Raw genomic sequence first — 18,967 nt, forward strand, 5'->3', positions numbered from 1 at the left:
ATACAATAATAAGCTGAACTGCATAAATTAGACTCCTGCCGATTCTAATCCTTACTTAGCTCTTTCGGCTTTCGATAATAGCGGCAAGTAACTTCTTGGCACGCAGCAGTTTTACCTTAATATTATTCATGGGCTCGTCCAGGAATTCTGCGATTTCTTTATATGATTTCTCCTGAAAGAATCTAAGATTGATGACTTCCTGGTAATGAGGTTTTAATTGCTTAATATCAAAAAGTAATTGCTCTAGATTCTGTTCCTTAATAAGCTTATCCTCAATTCCCGGAGTATCATCTGCGATCTGATAGACCTGGTCTTCATCCTGCATGGAAGTTTTAGATCTAATAGAAGCTTTTTTCTTCCTTATTTGATCAATATGGATATTCTTGGAGATCGCAATAAGCCAGGTCGCGAAGGAATAATTATCATCAAAAGTTTCTATACGATTGAAAGCCTTAGAAAAAGTTTGAATCGTAATATCTTCAGCTTCATATTCATTCTGGGTCTTTTTAAGCTGAAAACCATAAACATCTCCCCAGAACCTGTCTACCAGGTAATTGAATGCCGACTGACTTCCTTTCTTGGCATCACTGATTTTCTCAGAGAGCTGATTGGGATTTACTTCCACTGTCCTGGTTTTGAAATGAGATTGGAGCTAAATATAGCTAATTGGAAAAATATTAAAAATATATCAAAAAATGGATAGAACCAGATCACGTCCTTTTCGTCGAGCTTTTCCGCAGCATTATAATAGACAATTCCGTCGAGGATCAATTTTATGACCAGAATCGATAGAACAGCAATAGGGTAGATCTGAAGGACTGCAAGTAGAATAAAAAGTAGCCAGAAAAGTAATCTTGCCGAGTAATATACGCCGAGCAAAACCTGATGCTTCTGTTGGTATTGTTTAGCGGTAGAAACATGTCTGCGCTTTTGTTTTGTCCATTCTGAAAAACTTTTTTTGGGAACACTCCGTGTGATTGAATTTTCAGAAAAACAGATGGCGGTATTCTCATCATTCGCAGCTTCATTAACGAATAGATCATCGTCGCCAGATTTTATATGTAGGTGACTCGCAAAGCCTTTCAACTCATAAAATCTGTCAGAGGTATAAGCGAGATTACGCCCAACGCCCATGTATGGTATTCCCAATTTTGCATAACTGAAATACTGAATGGCTGTCAATAGCGTTTCGAATCTAATTAACTTATTCAGCAGTGATTTCTTTTGTTTGAAGTAGCCACCATAACCAAGAACTATCTCCTTAGTTATAAAATGATTTGTCATCTCTGTGATCCAATCCTTTGATTGAGGAACACAATCTGCATCTGTAAATAAAAGGTGTTTGTTCGAAGCTTTCTTAATGCCAAGTGTAAGTGCGTATTTTTTATTTGCCCAGAATGCTTCAATATTCTGCACATTTACAATTTTTACTCTTGGATCTATATTCTGAAAATGCTCCATTACTTCCAGACTATTATCTGCGGAAGCATCATTAATAAGGATAAGTTCAAAATTCGAATGATTCTGCTCTAGAATGACTGGTATAAAGTTCTGAAGGTTCTCTTCTTCATTCTTTGCACAAACAATTACTGAAACGGGAAGATTTAAAGCTTGTGACTTTTCCGAAGAAGCAGATGTAAATGAAAAAAAACTTAGGTTATAGAGGATATTGATTATACCGGTGAGTATAAACAGGCCAAATAAAATTATCTCCATTTAATCTAAGTAGTCTTGGCGGTATCTGAACAATTTTCCATTTCATCCGGCAACTTTCCACAAAAACTACATGGTTCACCAGATTTATTAAGGTATGGATTCTGGCTCGCGCAGGTACCAGCAAACTTTCCATCTTTCTTACCCCAGATTTTAATTGCGATTCCTGCAAATGCAAGACCTAGCAGGACTAAACTGATTATAAATAGTTTCATAGACTTTGGATTCTATTGCAAAAATAATAATAAAAACAGGCAACTGAAAATTGGTCGTATCATTAGTATATCGTTTACAATATTTAACTAAACTTTAATCGAATAAGTAGCGCTATCAGTTAATTCAGAGATATCTTGCAGCGTTAACCACGAAAAAAACTACAATATGAAATTTAAAATGTTATTTACAACTCTTGCACTTTCAGCAGTCGTTTTCACTTCTTGTGAAGATGGTAATAAAAAGGAGCAGGAAGAAAAAGAGAAAATGGAGCAAATGGAAGCCGAAGAAAGAGAGGCTGAAATGCAAGCTGAAAAGGAAGAGCAGGAAATGCAATCCAACAGCATTGCAGCAAAAGCTATGGCTACCGATACTTTGAGTACATTAGTATCAGCTCTACAAGCTGCTGATTTAGCAGAAATGATGAAGACAGAAGAAGGTCCTTTTACTGTATTCGCACCTAACAACGCTGCATTCTCTAAAGTAGATCAGGCAACACTAGAAAGCCTGATGATGGAAGAGAATAAAGATAAACTAGCTGGTGTTTTAAAATACCATGTTGTTGAAGGAGAAGTTATGGCTGCAGATCTTGTAAAAATGATCCAGGATAATGACGGAACTTATGCAGTTTCTACCGTTGGTGGAGGAGAGCTTAAAGCATCTTTAGAAGGTGAAAATGTTATCCTTACTGATGAAAATGGAAACAAAGCGACTGTAGTACAGGCTGATGTTGATGCTTCTAACGGAGTTGTACACATCATCGACGCAGTAGTGATGAAGAAAGCATAATTCGACAATGAATTATAAAGAAAAGAGGAGCGCATTTGCGCTCCTTTTTTTATTCAATAATATTAACCTCGGCTTCAAGGGGAACTCCAAACTTCTGAGAAACTTTTTCCTGAATCATTTTAGCGAGCATTAAAATTTCTTCTCCTGTAGCCTCACCATAGTTAACCAGGACCAATGCCTGATTCTTATGAACCCCGGCATCTCCATTACGGTAACCTTTCAGGCCCGATTGATCAATTAGCCAGCCAGCAGGAATCTTTATTTCATCTTCAGATACATGATAGGAAGGGATTTCAGGGTGTTCCCGCTTTAATTCTTCAAATTGATCTTTGTTGATCACAGGATTCTTAAAGAAACTACCACTATTTCCAATTTCCTTAGGATCGGGTAATTTTGATCTTCTAATAGCGATAACTGCATTCGAAATATCCCTGATTACAGGGTTTTCAACTCCAGATTTCTCCAGTTCATTACGAATTGCACCGTAATCAAGATTTAACCGATGATTTTTTTTGGTTAGCCTGAATCGAACAGAAGTAATAATGTAAAGACCTTTCAATTCATTCTTGAAAACTGAATTTCGATAACCAAAATTGCAATATTCACGAGTGAACTCTTTCTCTTCAAGGGTTTGAATGTTCATAGCATGACAACTTACAAAGCTGTCTTTAAGTTCAACTCCATAAGCGCCAATATTCTGGATAGGAGAGGTGCCTACGTTACCAGGAATAAGAGATAGATTCTCTAATCCTCCGAACCCTTTTTCTATGGTATAAAGAACTAGTTCATGCCAGTTTTCTCCGGCAGCAACTTCCAGAATTACTTCATTTTCATTTTCTGAAACTACTTTGATACCCTTAAGGGCAATATGAACTACCGTTTTATGAATATCCTGAGTAAGGAGCATATTGCTGCCGCCACCAAGAATAAATAATTCTGAAGAATAACTTTTTTTTAGAAGACGTCTCAGATCGTCGATGCTTGAAACCGATACAAATTTATCTGCCCGAACATCGATGCCGAAACTGTTGTAATTCTTCAGTGAAAAGTTACGAATGACCCGCATTAAGCTTTATTGTTATACTGCTTTAATGCTTTCTCAAGAATCACCAGTGCACGCTCAAGATTTTCTTTTTTCAATACATACGCGATTCTAACCTGGTTCAGTCCGGTATTAGGAGTAGAGTAGAATCCTGCTGCTGGTGCTACCATGATGGTTTCATTGTCATCCTCAAACTCTTCCAGTAACCATTTTGCGAAATCATCTGCATTATCGATAGGAAGCTCGGCGATACAATAGAAAGCGCCTTTTGGGTTTGCAACCTTAACACCGTCAATTTTTTCCAAACCTTCTACAAGAAGATCTCTTCTAAAAGTATATTGCTCGATCACTTCGTCAAAATAGCTTTGTGGTGTGTCCAGTGCAGCTTCACTTGCGATCTGAGCGAAAGTAGGTGGGCTTAGTCTTGCCTGTGCAAATTTCATGGCGGTCGCAATTACTTCGGTATTTTTGGATACCAGGCAACCAATTCGTGCTCCACACATGCTATATCTTTTTGAAACCGAATCTACCATGATCGCATGGTTCGCCAGCTCAGGAATGCTCATAATAGAATGATGTTTTACACCATCGTAAGCAAATTCACGATAAACCTCGTCTGAAACAATAAACAGGTCATGTTTTAGCGCAAGATCGGCAAGTTGTTGAATTTCTTCTTTTGTATACAGGTATCCTGTTGGATTGCCAGGATTACAAATAAGTATAGCTTTAGTTTTCTCAGTGATCAGTTTTTCAAATTCTGAAATAGGAGGTAAGGCAAAACCATCTTCGATCTTAGATTGAATTGGTTTAATTGTTACTCCTGAAGCTGTTGCAAAGCCATTATAGTTTGCATAAAATGGTTCTGGAATGATTACTTCATCACCCTGATCTGTAATGCTCCCCATTGTAAATAGAAGCGCTTCAGATCCTCCAGTGGTAATGATGATGTCCTGCTTTTCAACAGGAAGAGAGGTGTTCTTATAATAAGAAGCGAGCTTCTCACGATAACTCTCAAAACCAGCAGAATGACTGTAAGACAGTACTTCAATGTCATGATTTTTCACGGCATTAAGTGCTACCTCAGGAGTTTTGATATCAGGCTGGCCAATATTTAACTGGTATATAACTTTACCCTTTGCAGCAGCTGCTTCAGCATAAGGGACTAATTTTCTTATAGGTGATTCGGGCATTTGCTGCCCTTTATTTGAAATCTTTGGCATGATAGTTCTTTTATAGGTTTGCAAAATTGCAAAAATAAAGCCTGAATCAAGAATAAACAATCCTGAATTATTCTGCTTAAGCAGTTAAATTTCAGCATAAAAAAGCCTCCCGTAAAGGAGGCTTAGATATTCATTTTTAGAAGTTATACTTAACTCTCTTTATCATCTGTTATCTGACCCTTTATTTTCAATGCTTTTATAGGTTCTTCGGCATTAGAATAAACCGTAACAGTTTTCCTGATATGTCCAACTCTTTTAGTGTCATACTTCACTTCTATTTCACCCATTTCACCAGGCATAATAGCCTTCTCTGGTTTTTTTGGAATCGTACAGCCACAGCTGGATTTCACATCTTCAACGATAAGTGGTTCATCTCCAATATTTTTAAATTTGAAGACACGCACTCCGTCGCTACCTTTTTTTATAATGCCATAGTCGATCGTCTCAGACTCGAACTCGAACTTAGCCGAGTTTTGCGCCTGGGTAGTAGCAAATCCTGCCAGTACGAAAACTACGATTGCAATCAATTTTCTCATAATTCAGTTATTTAATCGGATTAGTAAATATAAGCTGAAATGCCTTAACTCTCAAAATTTTAATCATTTCAGCAGCTTTCATAATCCTTCATTAATAATTACTTTTGCCATTATTTCAAAAACCAGACCAAGAAATGGCAATTGCTTCACAATACAATGCGAAAAAAGTAGAGGATAAGTGGTATGACTACTGGATGAAGAATAACTACTTTCACTCTGAAGTAGACGAGCGCGAACCTTATACGATAGTGATCCCGCCACCCAATGTTACGGGAGTTCTTCATATGGGACACATGCTGAACAATACCATTCAGGACGTGCTGGTGCGTAGAGCGAGATTGAAGGGCTATAATGCCTGCTGGGTGCCGGGAACAGATCATGCTTCCATCGCTACAGAAGCTAAAGTTGTAGCTAAATTGAAGGAGGAAGGTATTGATAAGAATGACCTAAGTCGTGATGAATTTCTACAACATGCCTGGGACTGGACTCATAAGCATGGGGGGATCATTCTGCAGCAATTAAAACATCTTGGTGCCTCCTGTGACTGGGAGCGTACAAAGTTTACGATGGACGATAACATGTCTGCTTCAGTCATTAAAGTTTTTGTAGATCTATATGAGAAAGGCCTTATTTACCGTGGTTACCGAATGGTGAACTGGGATCCTCAGGCAAAAACAACACTTTCAGACGAAGAAGTGAATTATGAAGAGCGTAATGGAAAGCTTTTCTATTTAAAATATAAAGTAGAAGGTAGCGATGATTATCTAACCATTGCTACTACAAGGCCGGAAACCATCCTTGGAGATACCGCAATTTGTATTAATCCTAACGACGAGCGTTTTGCACATCTTCGTGGCAAGAAAGCGATCGTACCAATTTGCAATCGAACTATTCCAATTATCGAGGATGAATATGTGGACATGGAATTTGGAACAGGATGTTTGAAAGTTACTCCTGCGCATGATGAGAACGATAAGAACCTGGGAGAAAAGCATAATCTGGATGTTATTGATATTCTTAATGATGATGCGACCCTGAATAGTTATGGTTTGCATTATGAGGGAAAGGATCGTTTCGTTGTTCGTGCAGAGATTGTAGAGGAACTGGAGCTTTCTGGTAACCTTTCAAAAGTGGAAGATCACGTTAATAAAGTGGGAACCAGTGAAAGAACAGGTGCCGTGATTGAACCGAAACTTAGCGATCAATGGTTTCTGAAAATGAAAGAGATGGCAGAACCTGCTATCAAAGCTGTAGTAGGTGACGATATAAATTTGGTGCCAGAAAAGTTTTTGAACACTTATAAGCACTGGATGGAAAATGTTCGGGACTGGAATATCTCCCGTCAGTTGTGGTGGGGACAGCAAATTCCTGCTTTTTTCTACGGAAATGGAAAAGAGGATTTTGTGGTAGCTGAAACTGCTGAACTGGCACTGGAGAAGGCCAGGAAAGTTACTCAGAATGAATCACTACAAGCTGAAGATCTTACTCAGGACAAAGATGCCTTGGACACATGGTTCTCATCATGGTTATGGCCTATGAGTGTCTTTAACGGAATCCTGGAGCCGGAAAACAACGAGATTCAATATTACTATCCTACCAATGACCTGGTAACTGCGCCTGAAATTTTATTTTTCTGGGTGGCACGTATGATCATGGCAGGTTACGAATACCGTGGTGAGAAACCTTTTAAGAACGTTTACCTTACCGGAATAGTTAGGGATAAGCAGCGTCGTAAAATGTCTAAGTCTCTGGGTAATTCACCAGATCCACTTGGTTTGATCGAGCAATATGGAGCAGATGGTGTTCGTGTGGGAATGCTATTGAGTTCTCCTGCCGGTAATGACCTCATGTTCGATGAAGATCTTTGCAAGCAGGGTAGTGCCTTTACAAATAAAATATGGAATGCCTTCAGACTAGTAAAAGGCTGGGAAATTTCAGAAGAGATAGAGCAACCGGAAACTGCGAAGAAAGCGATCGAGTGGTATAAAGCGAAATTTCAGCTAAGTCTTAGAGAGATCGAAGACCATTATTCTAAATACAGGATAAGTGATGCGCTTATGTCCACTTATAAATTGATATGGGATGATTACTGTAGCTGGTTCCTGGAAATGGTGAAACCTGGATACGGGGACCCAATAGATGCGGTTACTTACAATCAGATCATCGAAATCCTTGAGGACAACTTAAAAATACTTCATCCTTTCATGCCATTCGTTTCTGAAGAGATCTGGCAAACTATTACTGAAAGATCTTCAGAAGAAGCATTGATCATTGCAAAATGGCCAGAACAAACTTCATTTGATGAGACAATTATCAAGGAGTTCACACATGCTTCCGAAGTAATTGCAGGAGTAAGAAAGATTAGAAAAGACAAGAATATTGCCTTTAAGAATCAGATAGAGTTGATGGCTATGAATAATGAGAATACCAGTAATAGTTTTGATTCTGTGATTTCAAAAATGGGTAATATTTCTACTTATAATTATGTAACTGAAGCTACTGAAGGTGCTTTGTCCTTTAGAGTGAGAAGCAACGAGTATTATATTCCTATAGTTGGAGCGATCGATGTAGATGCTGAAAAGGCCAAGATCCAGGAGGAATTAACTTATACTGAAGGTTTCCTGAAATCTGTAGATAAGAAATTATCAAATAAAAGATTTGTAGACAACGCTCCTGAAAAAGTGGTGGCTATAGAAAAGACCAAAAAAGCAGACGCTGAAGCTAAAATCGAAGCTTTAAAAGCCAGTCTTAAAAACCTGAGCTAGATATCAAACAATTTATTAAAAAAAAAGAGGATCATTTGATCCTCTTTTTTTTTGTTTGATGCTAGTTGATCTTACCTATATATTCTTCAACCAGTTCTATATATTTTTCTTCTGCTTCCTGTTTGCTAAGTTTTCTCACCTGTACCAGAGCATTAATCTTAAAAGCGCTTCTCAGATCGCCCTGATTGCCCGGTGGGATATAGAAACCATTCCTTTCCGTAGCTCGCTTGTATAGAGCGTAGAAATGCAGCATGACATCTGGAGGAAACTGTTCCTCAGTCTTACTGGCCATTTCATAGGCTTTAAGAAATTTCATATTTTCTTCTGCCATCGTGTGGTTATGATACAACATCAGCAATTACGCTTACGCCGCCTTTTACTTTGTCATTAATTCCAACTTTGACCTTGGTCCCAATAGGTAAGAAAACATCTACGCGGCTACCAAACTTGATAAAACCACTATCACTTCCCTGAACTACTTCAGTTCCTTCCTCGGCATAATTCACGATACGTTTTGCAAGTGCTCCCGCAATTTGTCTGTATAGTACTTCACCGGCAATTTCGTTTTCTACAACGACAGTAGTTCTTTCGTTTTCTTCGCTGGATTTAGGATGCCACGCGACAAGAAATTTACCAGGATGGTATTTACTGAATTTCACTTTTCCGCCAACCGGGTGACGGGTAACATGCACGTTTAATGGCGACATGAAGATCGAAACTTGTAACCTTTTATCTTTAAAGTATTCCTTTTCAAAAACTTCTTCGATCACCACTACTTTCCCATCCACAGGAGAAACTACATGTTCGTTATTGTGAATGGTAGGTCTCTTTGGATTTCTGAAGAACTGAACAATCAATAAAAAGAAAAGTACTGAGGCTACCAGTATGGCGAATTTCAACCAGTACAGGTCAATTAAGCTATAAGTTACAACGTTGATCGCAATTAGGATCAGCGCAGTAAGTATCATTATTTTGTATCCTTCTTTATGAAACATAATTCAATATATATAAATATGCATAGACGAATGGGCTTGCAAATATAATACTATCCAGCCTGTCAAACAATCCGCCGTGTCCTGGCATCAATTTTCCGCTGTCTTTTACGCCTGCCTGTCTCTTAAATTTTGACTGGATCAAATCTCCTAATGTTCCGAAAATACTCAGTATGATTGCCATTCCTAACCATATGAGCGGTGTATTAAACTTGCTGAAGTCAGAGAGTGTAGTAGGAAATAACGGGCTGTAATACCAGATCGCGTAACTCATCAGGCAACTGAATACGAGTCCGCCCAGGAATCCTTCAACTGTCTTATTCGGACTAATCTTTTCGTAAAGCTTATGTTTTCCGAAGTTTTTACCTACAAGATATGCGAAAGTATCGTTGGTCCATATCAAAAAGAATATTCCTATAACCAGCTTCGGAATAAAGACACCTTCTATCGTAGGAATGAGAGTGAGGAAGATCGTAGAGGAAATTAGATAAAATATGATAATGATGTATTTCTTCTTTTCGAAGACAGGAATTTTTTTAACGATGATAAGATCCTTGACCAGAAACAGGTTCACGAAAATTGTAATGAAAAGTAGCATTACAGTGGCATCCTGGTTAAACTTCAGGAAACTAAACAGGTAGAACAGTACCGCTTGTAAAATGAACAATGCGTAGCTTTTGAGTCGGAGTAGTTTTTGCATCTCGACCAGGCAAACCAGGCTCAATAGATAAAAAAGAATTATAAATATTAATTCTGAAGAGAGTATCGAAGCAACCAGAATGGCTGTATACAATAGTCCTGATACAGTACGTATAATGGTTTCCTTCATAAATTACAGATCTTCCAGCAGTAGCAAGTATAAGTTCTTCGTACTACTTCCGTAACTCATGAAATCACCTTCTTTTTGAGTTTCAAAATTCTTTATAGTAGTAATATTTGAAGGGATTTGCTGCTTGTTTTTAAATTTGATACCTCTTAGTCCTTCTCCAATAGTGTCAATTAACTGACTTGTACTGGAAAGGATGATGAAATTAGCGGGAAGGTCATGGAGTTTTCTTTCCTTGATCTGGTTGGATGATATTAGAATAGAACCATCGTTTGCAACTAGAAATTCACAAGTTGAAAGATAGAATTCTGCTTTTGCTGAGTGATTAAATTCTAGGTTAAAACCTTTGAACTTTTCTTTCAGGTTATCATCAAAGCAACAGCATTCTGTTTCATACCAGTCGTTTTCAAGAAGAATATTGTCGAAAGCTTCCTGTACTTCAGCTTCATCAATGCAGTATAAGAATTTTCCCCCGTTGTTTTTAAAATTGAGCATAAAGCGCTCATCAGTAGGTAGTTTTACCTCTGGCATATATTTCCCGCGGTCTGCTTTCTCAGGCGTGTCCTGATCCTGCTCTGCTCTCGCCTTGGGATTAAGAAACCTTTTGAATAGATTCATGGGGTTGGGTTCTGATTCTTAGACATTTTATCAAAGTTAAAAAATCTGAAATTAACCCTTGTTTAATTTCAGATTTTTTAGCTATAGTTCTACACTACTTATTAACCGAATCCTGATCGAGGTGATCATTCGATTTGGAAGTTGAATCATTGGAGGTAATAGTCTCGTTCGAAACATCGTTCCCTTCTGGAAGTGTATTGGTTTCTTTAACCGGTTTTCCAATTGGCTCTTCTCTTTCGTAAGGTCTTTTACCGAAGATCTTTTCGAGATCATCCTTAAAGATAACTTCCTTGTCAAGTAGAATATCAGCCAGTTGAGATAGCTTGTCCTTGTGAAGTTCTAGAAGGTCAAGCGCACGTTTATATTGCTCTTCAATAAGATTTGAAATTTCCTTATCGATTAATTCTGAAGTTTTCTCACTGTAAGGCTTAGTGAAGTTGTATTCACCCTGTCCTGAACTATCGTAATAGGTAAGGTTTCCAACAGCATCATTTAAACCATAAATAGTTACCATCGCTCTTGCTTGTTTTGTGACCTTTTCAAGATCACTCAGTGCTCCGGTAGATATCTTATTAAAAATAACTTTCTCTGCGGCACGACCACCAAGAGCGGCACACATTTCATCTAACATTTGCTCTGGACGAACGATTAAACGTTCTTCCGGTAAGTACCATGCAGCTCCAAGAGATTGTCCACGAGGGACGATAGTAACTTTAACCAGCGGGGCAGCATGTTCTAACATCCAACTTACTGTTGCGTGACCAGCTTCGTGGAATGCAATAGCTTTCTTCTCACTAGGAGTGATAATCTTATTCTTTTTCTCTAAACCACCTACAATTCTATCAACAGCATCTAGGAAATCCTGTTTACCTACTGCCTTGTTTCCTTTACGAGCAGCAATCAAAGCCGCTTCATTACAGACATTTGCAATATCTGCTCCAGAGAATCCCGGGGTTTGCTTAGCTAAAAATTCAGTATCAAGTTCATCTGCAACTCTTTTTAAAGGAGCTAAATGAACTTCGAATATTTCTTTTCTCTCGTTTAGATCTGGAAGATCCACATAAATCTGTCTGTCAAATCTACCTGCTCGCATTAATGCTTTATCAAGAACATCTGCACGGTTAGTTGCAGCGATGACGATGACATTCGTATTCGTTCCAAAACCATCCATTTCAGTTAACAGCTGGTTCAAGGTGTTTTCTCTTTCGTCATTAGAACCGGAGAAATTGCTTTTACCTCTTGCTCTACCTATAGCATCGATCTCATCTATAAATATGATAGATGGAGACTTTTCTTTGGCCTGTTTGAATAGGTCACGTACTCTGGAAGCACCAACACCTACGAACATTTCTACGAAATCTGAACCAGATAAAGAAAAGAAAGGAACTTTAGCTTCACCGGCAACGGCTTTAGCTAATAAGGTCTTTCCTGTTCCAGGAGGTCCTACTAATAACGCTCCTTTTGGAATCTTACCTCCTAGAGCAGTATATTTCTCTGGTTGCTTAAGAAAATCTACAATTTCCTGTACTTCTTCCTTGGCACCTTCAAGACCGGCAACATCTTTAAAAGAAGTTTTAACGTCTGTGTTCTGATCGAATAATTTTGCTTTAGACTTACCTATGTTGAAGATCTGTCCGCCAGCTCCGCCGCCACCTCCAGCGCTCATCTTTCTCATGATAAATATCCATACACCAATGATTAAGATAAATGGGAGGAGAGTAAGGAAAAGATCGCCCAGAATGTCGCTGCTCGTATCGTAAGTAACTACCGTTGCTAAATTATTCTCATTTTTGATTTCATCGATATCGTCTTCAAAATTCTGAAGATCACCAAATTGAAATGAGTAAACCGGAGAATCCCCGCTTGAAAACAGGTCCGGATCAATGTTTTTCTTGTGTATTTCTTTCTCTTTTGCTTCCTTAGTAAGAAACACGTGTGCTTGATTACGGTTGATGATCTCAACTCTTTCTACATCACCGTTTTTAAGATATTCTTTAAATTCTGCTGGGTTTGTTTTTGCAGGTTCAGAGAAGCCACCGTTCCCGAACAAATTGAGACCAAGAAATATTATAATGATCGCAGCATAAATCCAGTAAGCACTGAATTTAGGTTTTCTGGGATCGAGTTTTTTCTTCGCTTTTTGATTCGCCATTATGTCTTGCTAAAAATTAAATTTAATAACTTGTTTGGATAGAAGTGATCTTCGCATCACCCCAAAGGCTTTCAATATCGTAAAATTCCCGGATATGCTTCTGGAAAACATGTACAACAACGTTGACGTAGTCCATTAGCACCCATTCGGCATTCTCGCTACCTTCGATGTGCCAGGGTTTATCCTTTAATTCTTTACTAACCGTTTTTTGTATGGAATTGACTATGGCGTTAACCTGTGTGTTTGAAGTACCGTTACAGATTATAAAGTAGTCGCAAACTGTGTTTTCAATTTCTCTAAGATCAAGGATATCAATGTCATTACCCTTTACTTCCTCAATCCCTTTAATAATATGTGCAATAAGTTGATCGCTGTTTTTTTCCTTTTCTGACATTAATTTGATTTATTTATGCAAATTTATCATTTTTTGCTCTTTTCGAAGAGATTCTTACAGAAGATTTAACGCCTATATCTCTTATAACTATCATGCGTATAATCAAAGTTGATGCCATTGACTCTACGAATACTTTCGTGCGTAAGTTCTATGACAATAAAGATCATTTAGAACCTGTGTGCGTAAGCGCAGCTCATCAAACGAAAGGCAGAGGGCAGAGAGGTGCCAACTGGTATGTGCAACCCGGTCATAATCTCACTTTCAGTATACTTTACCCACAGCAGGAACTCAATATTTCGAGATATTTCAATCTCAACATCTGCATATCTCTGGCTATTTTAGAGGTCCTTGGAGCTAAAAATATACCTCATCTTAAGGTTAAATGGCCTAACGACATTATGTCACAAAGAAAAAAGCTGGGAGGGATTTTAATCGAAAACATTGTCAAGACCGAAGGCATTGTCGCAAGTATCATTGGGATAGGTATTAATGTGAATCAGACCAACTTTGATAACCTGCCTCAGGCCACTTCTTTAAAGAACGTTACCGGTATTCACTGGAATGTTGATGAACTGCTACACGAGCTTTGTGAAACTCTGGACCTTCAATTGAAAGCATTAGGTGAAATGAGTGAAGAACAACTTATGTATAAGTATCAGCAGAACTTATTCCGAAAGGATATCATTTCCACGTTTGAAGCAGATGGATCCAGATTTAATGGGATTATTAGAGGGGTCACTTCCGAAGGAAAACTCAAGGTAGAAAAGGAAGAAGAGTTATTCCAGACTTATGATCTTAAGGAAATCAAATTGCTGTATTAAAAAAGCCGGATTTGAATCCGGCCTTTGTAAATTTTAGAGCTCACCAATATTCTCTGTAAGAGCATTAATGAACTTTTGCAGCGGGCCTTTAATCATCATTCCCATCATCGCATTAAATTTTCCTACAAAATCCATTTGCACTTCACTGCTATTTTCCCCAGCAGAAGAAATATGCGTATTTAAGCTAAATGGAAACTTATCTGAAGTTGATCCAAGAACCACTAATTCCGGTTCCTTTGTTTCTGTGATCTTTAGTTTGATCTCCGGCATACCTTTTAGTTGAAAAATGAAGGTATCTTCAGCAGTAACTACGAACTTTTCCTTGCTCTTAGGCATGATCTCCTCGTAGTTTTCAACATTGGTCAGGAAATTGAACATTTCCTGCTGACTTTTATTCGCTTGTACTTTTTGACTTTCTAATTTCATATTATGGTTTCCAGTTTGCCGGATCTTTTCTCCAGGTTCTAAGGATATCGGCCTCTTCAGTGTTTATATAATTGGTGTTATGAGCAGTGTCTATCAAATGATCGTAATCGCTCAACGTATGTAGTTCTATTTCTGCAGCTTTGAAGTTTTCTTCGGAAGCATCAAAACCATAGGTGAAAATAGCGAACATCCCCTTAACATTGGCACCAGCTTCCTTTAGTGCGTTCACCGCATTCAGACTGCTTTTACCGGTACTTATAAGGTCTTCAATAACGACAACGCTTTGTCCCTGCTCCAGGTTTCCCTCGATCTGGTTTTTTCTACCATGGCTTTTTGGTTCAGGCCGCACATAGACAAATGGAAGACTTAGATATTCTGCTACCAGCATTCCAATTCCTATTGCACCGGTCGCAACTCCAGCAATAACATCTGCTTTGCCGTATTTCAATTCAATTTGCTTGGCGAAATGCTCTCTAACATAGTTTCTTATGCTAGGATAGGAAAGAATGATTCTGTTATCGCAGTAGATTGGCGACTTCCAGCCGCTAGCCCATGTAAAAGGCTCTTGCGGTTCTAATTTTATTGCTTTAATTTGCATTAAAAGCTCAGCGGTCTTTTTTGCTGTTTCCTTATTCAAAATCATAGATACAAATGTATAAAGTTTTTGTGAATGATATCCCCATAATAATTTCTACGAGAAAGGATTTTGGAGGAAACTATAAGAACTATCGATTAAAAACAGTTCGTCTTAAAAAAATAGTCCGGAAGATCCTGGATGGCAGACTCACCCACGTAAATCTTTATAATAAGGATGAAACCAAATTGCTGGATCTTCTTCTGAAGAAAATGAAGGTAGTTACTGCTGCTGGCGGAATGGTGATCAATTCAAAGGAAGAAATCCTATTTATCTATCGCAATCATCGTTGGGACCTTCCGAAGGGGAAAACAGAAAAGGATGAAAGTATAGAGGATTCCGCGATTCGTGAGGTAGAGGAGGAGACCGGAGTTCAGGGGCTCGAGATCAAGCGTTTTATTACAAGGACCTTTCACATATTCAAAAGGAATGGCAAACTTCGCCTGAAGGAAACTTACTGGTACGAAATGTATACTGAATATGAAGGTGACCTGGTGCCGGAAGCTAAAGAAGGGATTAAAAAAGCTAAATGGAAGAATTATGAGAAGACCCAGAAGGCACTCACAAAATCCTACGCGAATATTTTAATGCTTTTTCCTGAACGTTATTTAGCGGGGCAATCTAAAGATAGGATAGCGTAAATGTGCTTCTTCATAATTTGAAGATTGCTTATGCAGCCAATCCAGTTGCGCATACCAGTTATTTCTGAAATCTGCATCCTCCCTTTTCTTTTGATCGAATTCCTTCTGAAGCTCAGCATCGCTGTCAAGCAATTCTTTCGCTTTATCTTCGAAAACATAAGGAGAAAAGCCTTCTTTCTGCTGAAGAACGGTATCAAAGAAATTCCAGTTGAAGAAGGAATCTGTCGCAGATGGTTCCAGAGTTTCTAGAAGATATCGCGCTCCATCCTGAAAAGTAGTTACCAGGAAATCACCTTTTCTAAATCGGACTTCCTCCGTTGTCTTACTCACTTTTGTATTTTGATGTGGGTAGTGACCTTCATACGGATTCTTTGAAGTATCGTAGTCTTCTATTTTATAGACTTCAACCTGGATCAGCGTATCACGATCGAGCGGTTCCATCTTAATATTATTCATTTTCAGGCGGTCCACAACCTGCCACCAACCTTGCGGAATTACGTAAGCTCGAGGGATCTCTATTTCTTCAGTAGCCTTGAAATTATCGTAGTAAGATATCTCTTTAGTAAATTCTTTACTGTCATCATACTTCAGGCGTTCACCACCTGTGACCTCGCTAGCTATATTTTCAGCTTCATAACCTTTAAAATCTCTCTTGCTCGGGTTTTCCTCGTCAACTTCAAATTTCAGTTTATAGTGTCTGTCTGTTAAATACTTTCTTTTCGCCTGGTTTCGTAAATCCTTGATTGTTGTTGATTCTTTGTCTGTGATCCTGATCATGGACTGCATCAATTCGTAGGTTCCATACACTCGCTTGTCATATCTTTTAAGCATGTGTGTTTCCACCATCATTCCCAGGGTATTCCATAAAGTGGTGTAGCCTGTGCTGTATCTGGGAGAATCCATAAACTGGGAAAAACCTGCTTCAGGAACATCATTGAAGACATTTACGTAAGGCGTGATATCCCAATTCTTGTTCTTTAAGGAATCCTCCAGAGCGGGCATCATGGTTTCATTTAAATATTTACCAAGATTCCCTCCAAGTTTGTCATGCTGAGTAAAAAGGTGGGTAAGTGTATACTGGTAATCTGCGCCATTACTTACATGATTATCAATAAATACTTCCGGGTCAACATAATGGAAAATCTCGTAGAAGGTTTGAGCATTTTTAGTATCGGCTTTTATGAAATCCCGGTTAAGATCATAGTTACGGGCATTTCCGCGGAAACCGTATTCCTTTGGGCCATTTTGATTGGTTCTTGTGCCTGAGTTACGATTTAATGCGCCCCCAACATTATAAATAGGAATTGTAGCAACAATCGTATTCTTTGGTGAGTTAATAGAATCTCCAGCCATATCTCTAAAGAGCATCATGGTCGCATCGATACCATCACTCTCCCCAGGATGAATTCCGTTATTGATAAGAATAAAACTATGAGACTTACGTATTTTGTCCAGGTCAAATTCTCCATCGGCATTGTAAATGGCAAGGTGCAAAGGATAGCCGCTATCTGTGCTTCCAAATTCAATAAGGTCTACGGAAGGATACGCTTCAGCAAGTTTTTCGTAATAGCTAATAACTTCCTCGTAGGTGCCAGTTTCCTTACCACCAGATTTTTCGAAACGCGTTTCGAAATCGTAATCCTTAACCAATTTGTATTTCGAAAAGTCGCAAGAACTAAAGCTGATTGCCAGCCCCAATATCAACCACAATTTTTTCATAAATATTTCTAAAAATGGAAGCGTAAACTTAGTTAAAAACTGACACTATTGCTAAAAATGAAAGCATTTCTAGCAGGTTGCAGGTCGATGTTAAATTAAAACTAATCCCTTCCCCAGTTTACTGCAGCTATATAAAACAGGTTATTTTTGTTGAAAACTGAAAGATGAGAAAGAATGTAAGAAATCTATGTTTAGCCGGTACCGTCCTGTTTTCGGTAAATATGATGGGTCAGGCTATCGAGAATCTAAGTGAGGAGAAAAAGAATGAATTGGCTCAATCTGGACCAGATATCGTTAAAACTACCGTTGGGGAACTGAAACTACCAGCGCCGTTTTCAACTGAATCTGTAAGTAAGGAGAGCAAGCTAGTAGAGTGGCCAGAAGGAGAGATGCCTAAGGCACCGGCTGGTTTTAAAGTGACAAAATTCGCCGAAGGTCTGGAACATCCAAGACGAACCTATGTCGCACCAAACCATGATATTTTCGTGGTGGAGTCTGATGACGCCAAGAAAAGTGCGAATAAGATTACGATGTTTCGTGATAAGGACCAGGATGGAGTACCTGAAGAAAAATACAATTTTCTTAAAAACCTGAATCAACCATACGGAATGCTGGTAATGGGAGATTGGTTTTACGTAGCCAATGTAGATGGCGTAGTTCGTTTTCCATATAAGGAAGGACAGAATGCTATTGATCAAAAAGGTGAGGATGTTTATGCGCTTCCAGCAGGAGGTTATAATCATCACTGGACTAGAAATATGATTGCCGGTCCTGATAACAAGAAAATATACATCACTGTAGGTAGTTCCAGTAATGTTGGCGAACATGGGATGGAGAAAGAAGAACGCAGAGCCAATATTATCGAGATCAATCCTGATGGTAGTGGTGAAAGAATTTATGCTTCTGGTTTGAGAAATCCAGTAGGTGTGGATTGGAATCCAATTACCGGCGAACTTTGGGCAGCCGTAAACGAAAGAGATAAGATTGGTGATAATCTGGTACCAGATTATGTGACCAGTGTAAAAGATGGTGGTTGGTATGGATGGCCATATTCTTATTATGGTAACATTAAAGATCCAAGATGGGCTAATGATCCACATAATGAGCTGGTGGAGAAAGCTATTATTCCAGATGTACCAGTGGGTGCTCATACTGCATCACTTGGACTGACTTTTTATACTCAGGAAGCATTTCCAGAGAAGTATCATAATGGAGCATTTGTAGGTCAGCATGGATCATGGAATAGATCGAATTTTGCAGGATATAAAGTGGTATTCATTCCTTTCGATGAGAACGGGATTCCGCAGGAACCGGAGGATTTCCTTACTGGTTTTATTGCCAGCGACGATTCAAGCCAGGTTTATGGTAGACCTGTTGGTGTAACAACGCTTCCTGATGGATCACTGCTTGTTAATGATGACGACGGAAATACAATTTGGAGAGTCTCCGCAGAATAATTAGAAAAT

The 18,967-nt window shown here is 38.6% G+C and carries 20 protein-coding genes; 5 read left to right on the forward strand and 15 right to left on the reverse strand.

All coding sequences use genetic code 11. The features are described from left to right. Positions 1-55: 55 nt before the first annotated feature. Genes JM79_RS04160 through JM79_RS04170 form a run of 3 tightly spaced genes read right to left on the reverse strand, consistent with a single transcriptional unit; the run spans position 56 to position 1,928 of the window. Positions 56-625 carry a sigma-70 family RNA polymerase sigma factor gene (locus JM79_RS04160; protein ID WP_141876944.1) on the reverse strand — a complete coding sequence of 190 codons (570 nt, stop codon included), beginning with the start codon at positions 623-625 and terminating at the stop codon, positions 56-58. Next, positions 616-1,716, reverse strand: coding sequence for a glycosyltransferase (locus JM79_RS04165; protein ID WP_141876945.1), 1,101 nt, complete (start codon positions 1,714-1,716; stop codon positions 616-618). Before JM79_RS04165 ends, JM79_RS04160 begins: the two co-directional genes overlap by 10 nt. A gap of 5 nt (positions 1,717-1,721) precedes the next feature. Beyond that, positions 1,722-1,928 (reverse strand): membrane or secreted protein, encoded by a 207-nt coding sequence (locus tag JM79_RS04170; protein ID WP_141876946.1) that lies wholly within the window; start codon positions 1,926-1,928, stop codon positions 1,722-1,724. A gap of 166 nt (positions 1,929-2,094) precedes the next feature. Between JM79_RS04170 and JM79_RS04175 the strand changes: the two genes are divergently transcribed. After that, positions 2,095-2,715, forward strand: coding sequence for a fasciclin domain-containing protein (locus JM79_RS04175; RefSeq protein WP_141876947.1), 621 nt, complete (start codon positions 2,095-2,097; stop codon positions 2,713-2,715). Positions 2,716-2,764: 49 nt separating this feature from the next. Here the strand turns inward: JM79_RS04175 and murB are convergent, their stop codons facing one another. From murB to JM79_RS04190, 3 genes are all read right to left on the reverse strand, one after another. Beyond that, positions 2,765-3,781, reverse strand: a complete 1,017-nt coding sequence (murB, locus tag JM79_RS04180) for a UDP-N-acetylmuramate dehydrogenase (protein ID WP_141876948.1) — start codon at positions 3,779-3,781, stop codon at positions 2,765-2,767. Beyond that, positions 3,781-4,977: a pyridoxal phosphate-dependent aminotransferase gene (locus tag JM79_RS04185; protein ID WP_141876949.1), complete on the reverse strand. Its 1,197-nt coding sequence runs from the start codon at positions 4,975-4,977 to the stop codon at positions 3,781-3,783. Before JM79_RS04185 ends, murB begins: the two co-directional genes overlap by 1 nt. A 149-nt stretch (positions 4,978-5,126) precedes the next feature. Further along, positions 5,127-5,513: a DUF1573 domain-containing protein gene (locus tag JM79_RS04190; RefSeq protein WP_141876950.1), complete on the reverse strand. Its 387-nt coding sequence runs from the start codon at positions 5,511-5,513 to the stop codon at positions 5,127-5,129. Positions 5,514-5,647: 134 nt separating this feature from the next. Here JM79_RS04190 and JM79_RS04195 point away from each other — a divergent pair, with 134 nt between their 5' ends. Further along, on the forward strand, positions 5,648-8,278 hold the full coding sequence (locus JM79_RS04195) for a valine--tRNA ligase (protein ID WP_141876951.1): 2,631 nt from the start codon (positions 5,648-5,650) through the stop codon (positions 8,276-8,278). 61 nt (positions 8,279-8,339) lie between these two features. On the opposite strand, the gene JM79_RS04200 is transcribed toward JM79_RS04195, so the two are convergent. The 6 genes from JM79_RS04200 to rsfS form a co-directional block, all read right to left on the reverse strand. Next, the gene (locus tag JM79_RS04200; RefSeq protein ID WP_260443369.1) at positions 8,340-8,594 is read right to left on the reverse strand and encodes an acyl-CoA-binding protein; all 255 of its coding nucleotides are present in this window, start codon (positions 8,592-8,594) and stop codon (positions 8,340-8,342) included. Positions 8,595-8,616: 22 nt separating this feature from the next. After that, positions 8,617-9,273, reverse strand: coding sequence for a phosphatidylserine decarboxylase family protein (locus tag JM79_RS04205; protein ID WP_141876953.1), 657 nt, complete (start codon positions 9,271-9,273; stop codon positions 8,617-8,619). Then, positions 9,263-10,099: a phosphatidate cytidylyltransferase gene (locus JM79_RS04210; RefSeq protein WP_141876954.1), complete on the reverse strand. Its 837-nt coding sequence runs from the start codon at positions 10,097-10,099 to the stop codon at positions 9,263-9,265. Before JM79_RS04210 ends, JM79_RS04205 begins: the two co-directional genes overlap by 11 nt. A gap of 3 nt (positions 10,100-10,102) precedes the next feature. After that, positions 10,103-10,714: an LUD domain-containing protein gene (locus JM79_RS04215; RefSeq protein ID WP_141876955.1), complete on the reverse strand. Its 612-nt coding sequence runs from the start codon at positions 10,712-10,714 to the stop codon at positions 10,103-10,105. A gap of 94 nt (positions 10,715-10,808) precedes the next feature. Continuing rightward, a complete protein-coding gene (gene ftsH, locus JM79_RS04220; protein ID WP_141876956.1) occupies positions 10,809-12,866 on the reverse strand; it encodes an ATP-dependent zinc metalloprotease FtsH in 2,058 nt (685 codons plus the stop codon). Positions 12,867-12,888: 22 nt separating this feature from the next. Beyond that, positions 12,889-13,260 (reverse strand): ribosome silencing factor, encoded by a 372-nt coding sequence (gene rsfS, locus JM79_RS04225; protein ID WP_141876957.1) that lies wholly within the window; start codon positions 13,258-13,260, stop codon positions 12,889-12,891. A gap of 92 nt (positions 13,261-13,352) precedes the next feature. Between rsfS and JM79_RS04230 the strand changes: the two genes are divergently transcribed. Next, a complete protein-coding gene (locus tag JM79_RS04230) occupies positions 13,353-14,081 on the forward strand; it encodes a biotin--[acetyl-CoA-carboxylase] ligase (protein ID WP_141876958.1) in 729 nt (242 codons plus the stop codon). A gap of 33 nt (positions 14,082-14,114) precedes the next feature. On the opposite strand, the gene JM79_RS04235 is transcribed toward JM79_RS04230, so the two are convergent. After that, positions 14,115-14,507, reverse strand: a complete 393-nt coding sequence (locus JM79_RS04235; protein ID WP_141876959.1) for an SRPBCC family protein — start codon at positions 14,505-14,507, stop codon at positions 14,115-14,117. A gap of 1 nt (position 14,508) precedes the next feature. After that, entirely contained in the window at positions 14,509-15,150 is a 642-nt protein-coding gene (gene pyrE, locus JM79_RS04240) for an orotate phosphoribosyltransferase (RefSeq protein ID WP_141876960.1), read from the reverse strand. 8 nt (positions 15,151-15,158) lie between these two features. Between pyrE and JM79_RS04245 the strand changes: the two genes are divergently transcribed. After that, a complete protein-coding gene (locus JM79_RS04245; protein ID WP_141876961.1) occupies positions 15,159-15,782 on the forward strand; it encodes an NUDIX domain-containing protein in 624 nt (207 codons plus the stop codon). Here JM79_RS04245 and JM79_RS04250 read toward each other — a convergent pair. Further along, positions 15,750-17,501, reverse strand: coding sequence for a M14 family metallopeptidase (locus JM79_RS04250; protein ID WP_141876962.1), 1,752 nt, complete (start codon positions 17,499-17,501; stop codon positions 15,750-15,752). The genes JM79_RS04245 and JM79_RS04250 overlap by 33 nt on opposite strands. Before the next feature lie 221 nt (positions 17,502-17,722). Between JM79_RS04250 and JM79_RS04255 the strand changes: the two genes are divergently transcribed. Next, positions 17,723-18,958: a sorbosone dehydrogenase family protein gene (locus tag JM79_RS04255; protein ID WP_260443479.1), complete on the forward strand. Its 1,236-nt coding sequence runs from the start codon at positions 17,723-17,725 to the stop codon at positions 18,956-18,958. Positions 18,959-18,967: the final 9 nt, after the last annotated feature.

The organism is Gramella sp. Hel_I_59, assembly GCF_006714895.1.
In the GTDB taxonomy this organism is placed as follows: Bacteria; Bacteroidota; Bacteroidia; order Flavobacteriales; family Flavobacteriaceae; genus Christiangramia.

Bases quoted from the DNA above. Each gene is read 5' to 3' on its own strand.
- JM79_RS04165 (WP_141876945.1), bottom strand. From the start codon at position 1,716: ATGGAGATAATTTTATTTGGCCTGTTTATACTCACCGGTATAATCAAT.
- JM79_RS04170 (WP_141876946.1), bottom strand. From the start codon at position 1,928: ATGAAACTATTTATAATCAGTTTAGTCCTGCTAGGTCTTGCATTTGCA.
- JM79_RS04175 (WP_141876947.1), top strand. From the start codon at position 2,095: ATGAAATTTAAAATGTTATTTACAACTCTTGCACTTTCAGCAGTCGTT.
- murB (WP_141876948.1), bottom strand. From the start codon at position 3,781: ATGCGGGTCATTCGTAACTTTTCACTGAAGAATTACAACAGTTTCGGC.
- JM79_RS04185 (WP_141876949.1), bottom strand. From the start codon at position 4,977: ATGCCAAAGATTTCAAATAAAGGGCAGCAAATGCCCGAATCACCTATA.
- JM79_RS04190 (WP_141876950.1), bottom strand. From the start codon at position 5,513: ATGAGAAAATTGATTGCAATCGTAGTTTTCGTACTGGCAGGATTTGCT.
- JM79_RS04195 (WP_141876951.1), top strand. From the start codon at position 5,648: ATGGCAATTGCTTCACAATACAATGCGAAAAAAGTAGAGGATAAGTGG.
- JM79_RS04200 (WP_260443369.1), bottom strand. From the start codon at position 8,594: ATGAAATTTCTTAAAGCCTATGAAATGGCCAGTAAGACTGAGGAACAG.
- JM79_RS04205 (WP_141876953.1), bottom strand. From the start codon at position 9,273: ATGTTTCATAAAGAAGGATACAAAATAATGATACTTACTGCGCTGATC.
- JM79_RS04210 (WP_141876954.1), bottom strand. From the start codon at position 10,099: ATGAAGGAAACCATTATACGTACTGTATCAGGACTATTGTATACAGCC.
- JM79_RS04215 (WP_141876955.1), bottom strand. From the start codon at position 10,714: ATGAATCTATTCAAAAGGTTTCTTAATCCCAAGGCGAGAGCAGAGCAG.
- ftsH (WP_141876956.1), bottom strand. From the start codon at position 12,866: ATGGCGAATCAAAAAGCGAAGAAAAAACTCGATCCCAGAAAACCTAAA.
- rsfS (WP_141876957.1), bottom strand. From the start codon at position 13,260: ATGTCAGAAAAGGAAAAAAACAGCGATCAACTTATTGCACATATTATT.
- JM79_RS04230 (WP_141876958.1), top strand. From the start codon at position 13,353: ATGCGTATAATCAAAGTTGATGCCATTGACTCTACGAATACTTTCGTG.
- JM79_RS04235 (WP_141876959.1), bottom strand. From the start codon at position 14,507: ATGAAATTAGAAAGTCAAAAAGTACAAGCGAATAAAAGTCAGCAGGAA.
- pyrE (WP_141876960.1), bottom strand. From the start codon at position 15,150: ATGATTTTGAATAAGGAAACAGCAAAAAAGACCGCTGAGCTTTTAATG.
- JM79_RS04245 (WP_141876961.1), top strand. From the start codon at position 15,159: ATGTATAAAGTTTTTGTGAATGATATCCCCATAATAATTTCTACGAGA.
- JM79_RS04250 (WP_141876962.1), bottom strand. From the start codon at position 17,501: ATGAAAAAATTGTGGTTGATATTGGGGCTGGCAATCAGCTTTAGTTCT.
- JM79_RS04255 (WP_260443479.1), top strand. From the start codon at position 17,723: ATGATGGGTCAGGCTATCGAGAATCTAAGTGAGGAGAAAAAGAATGAA.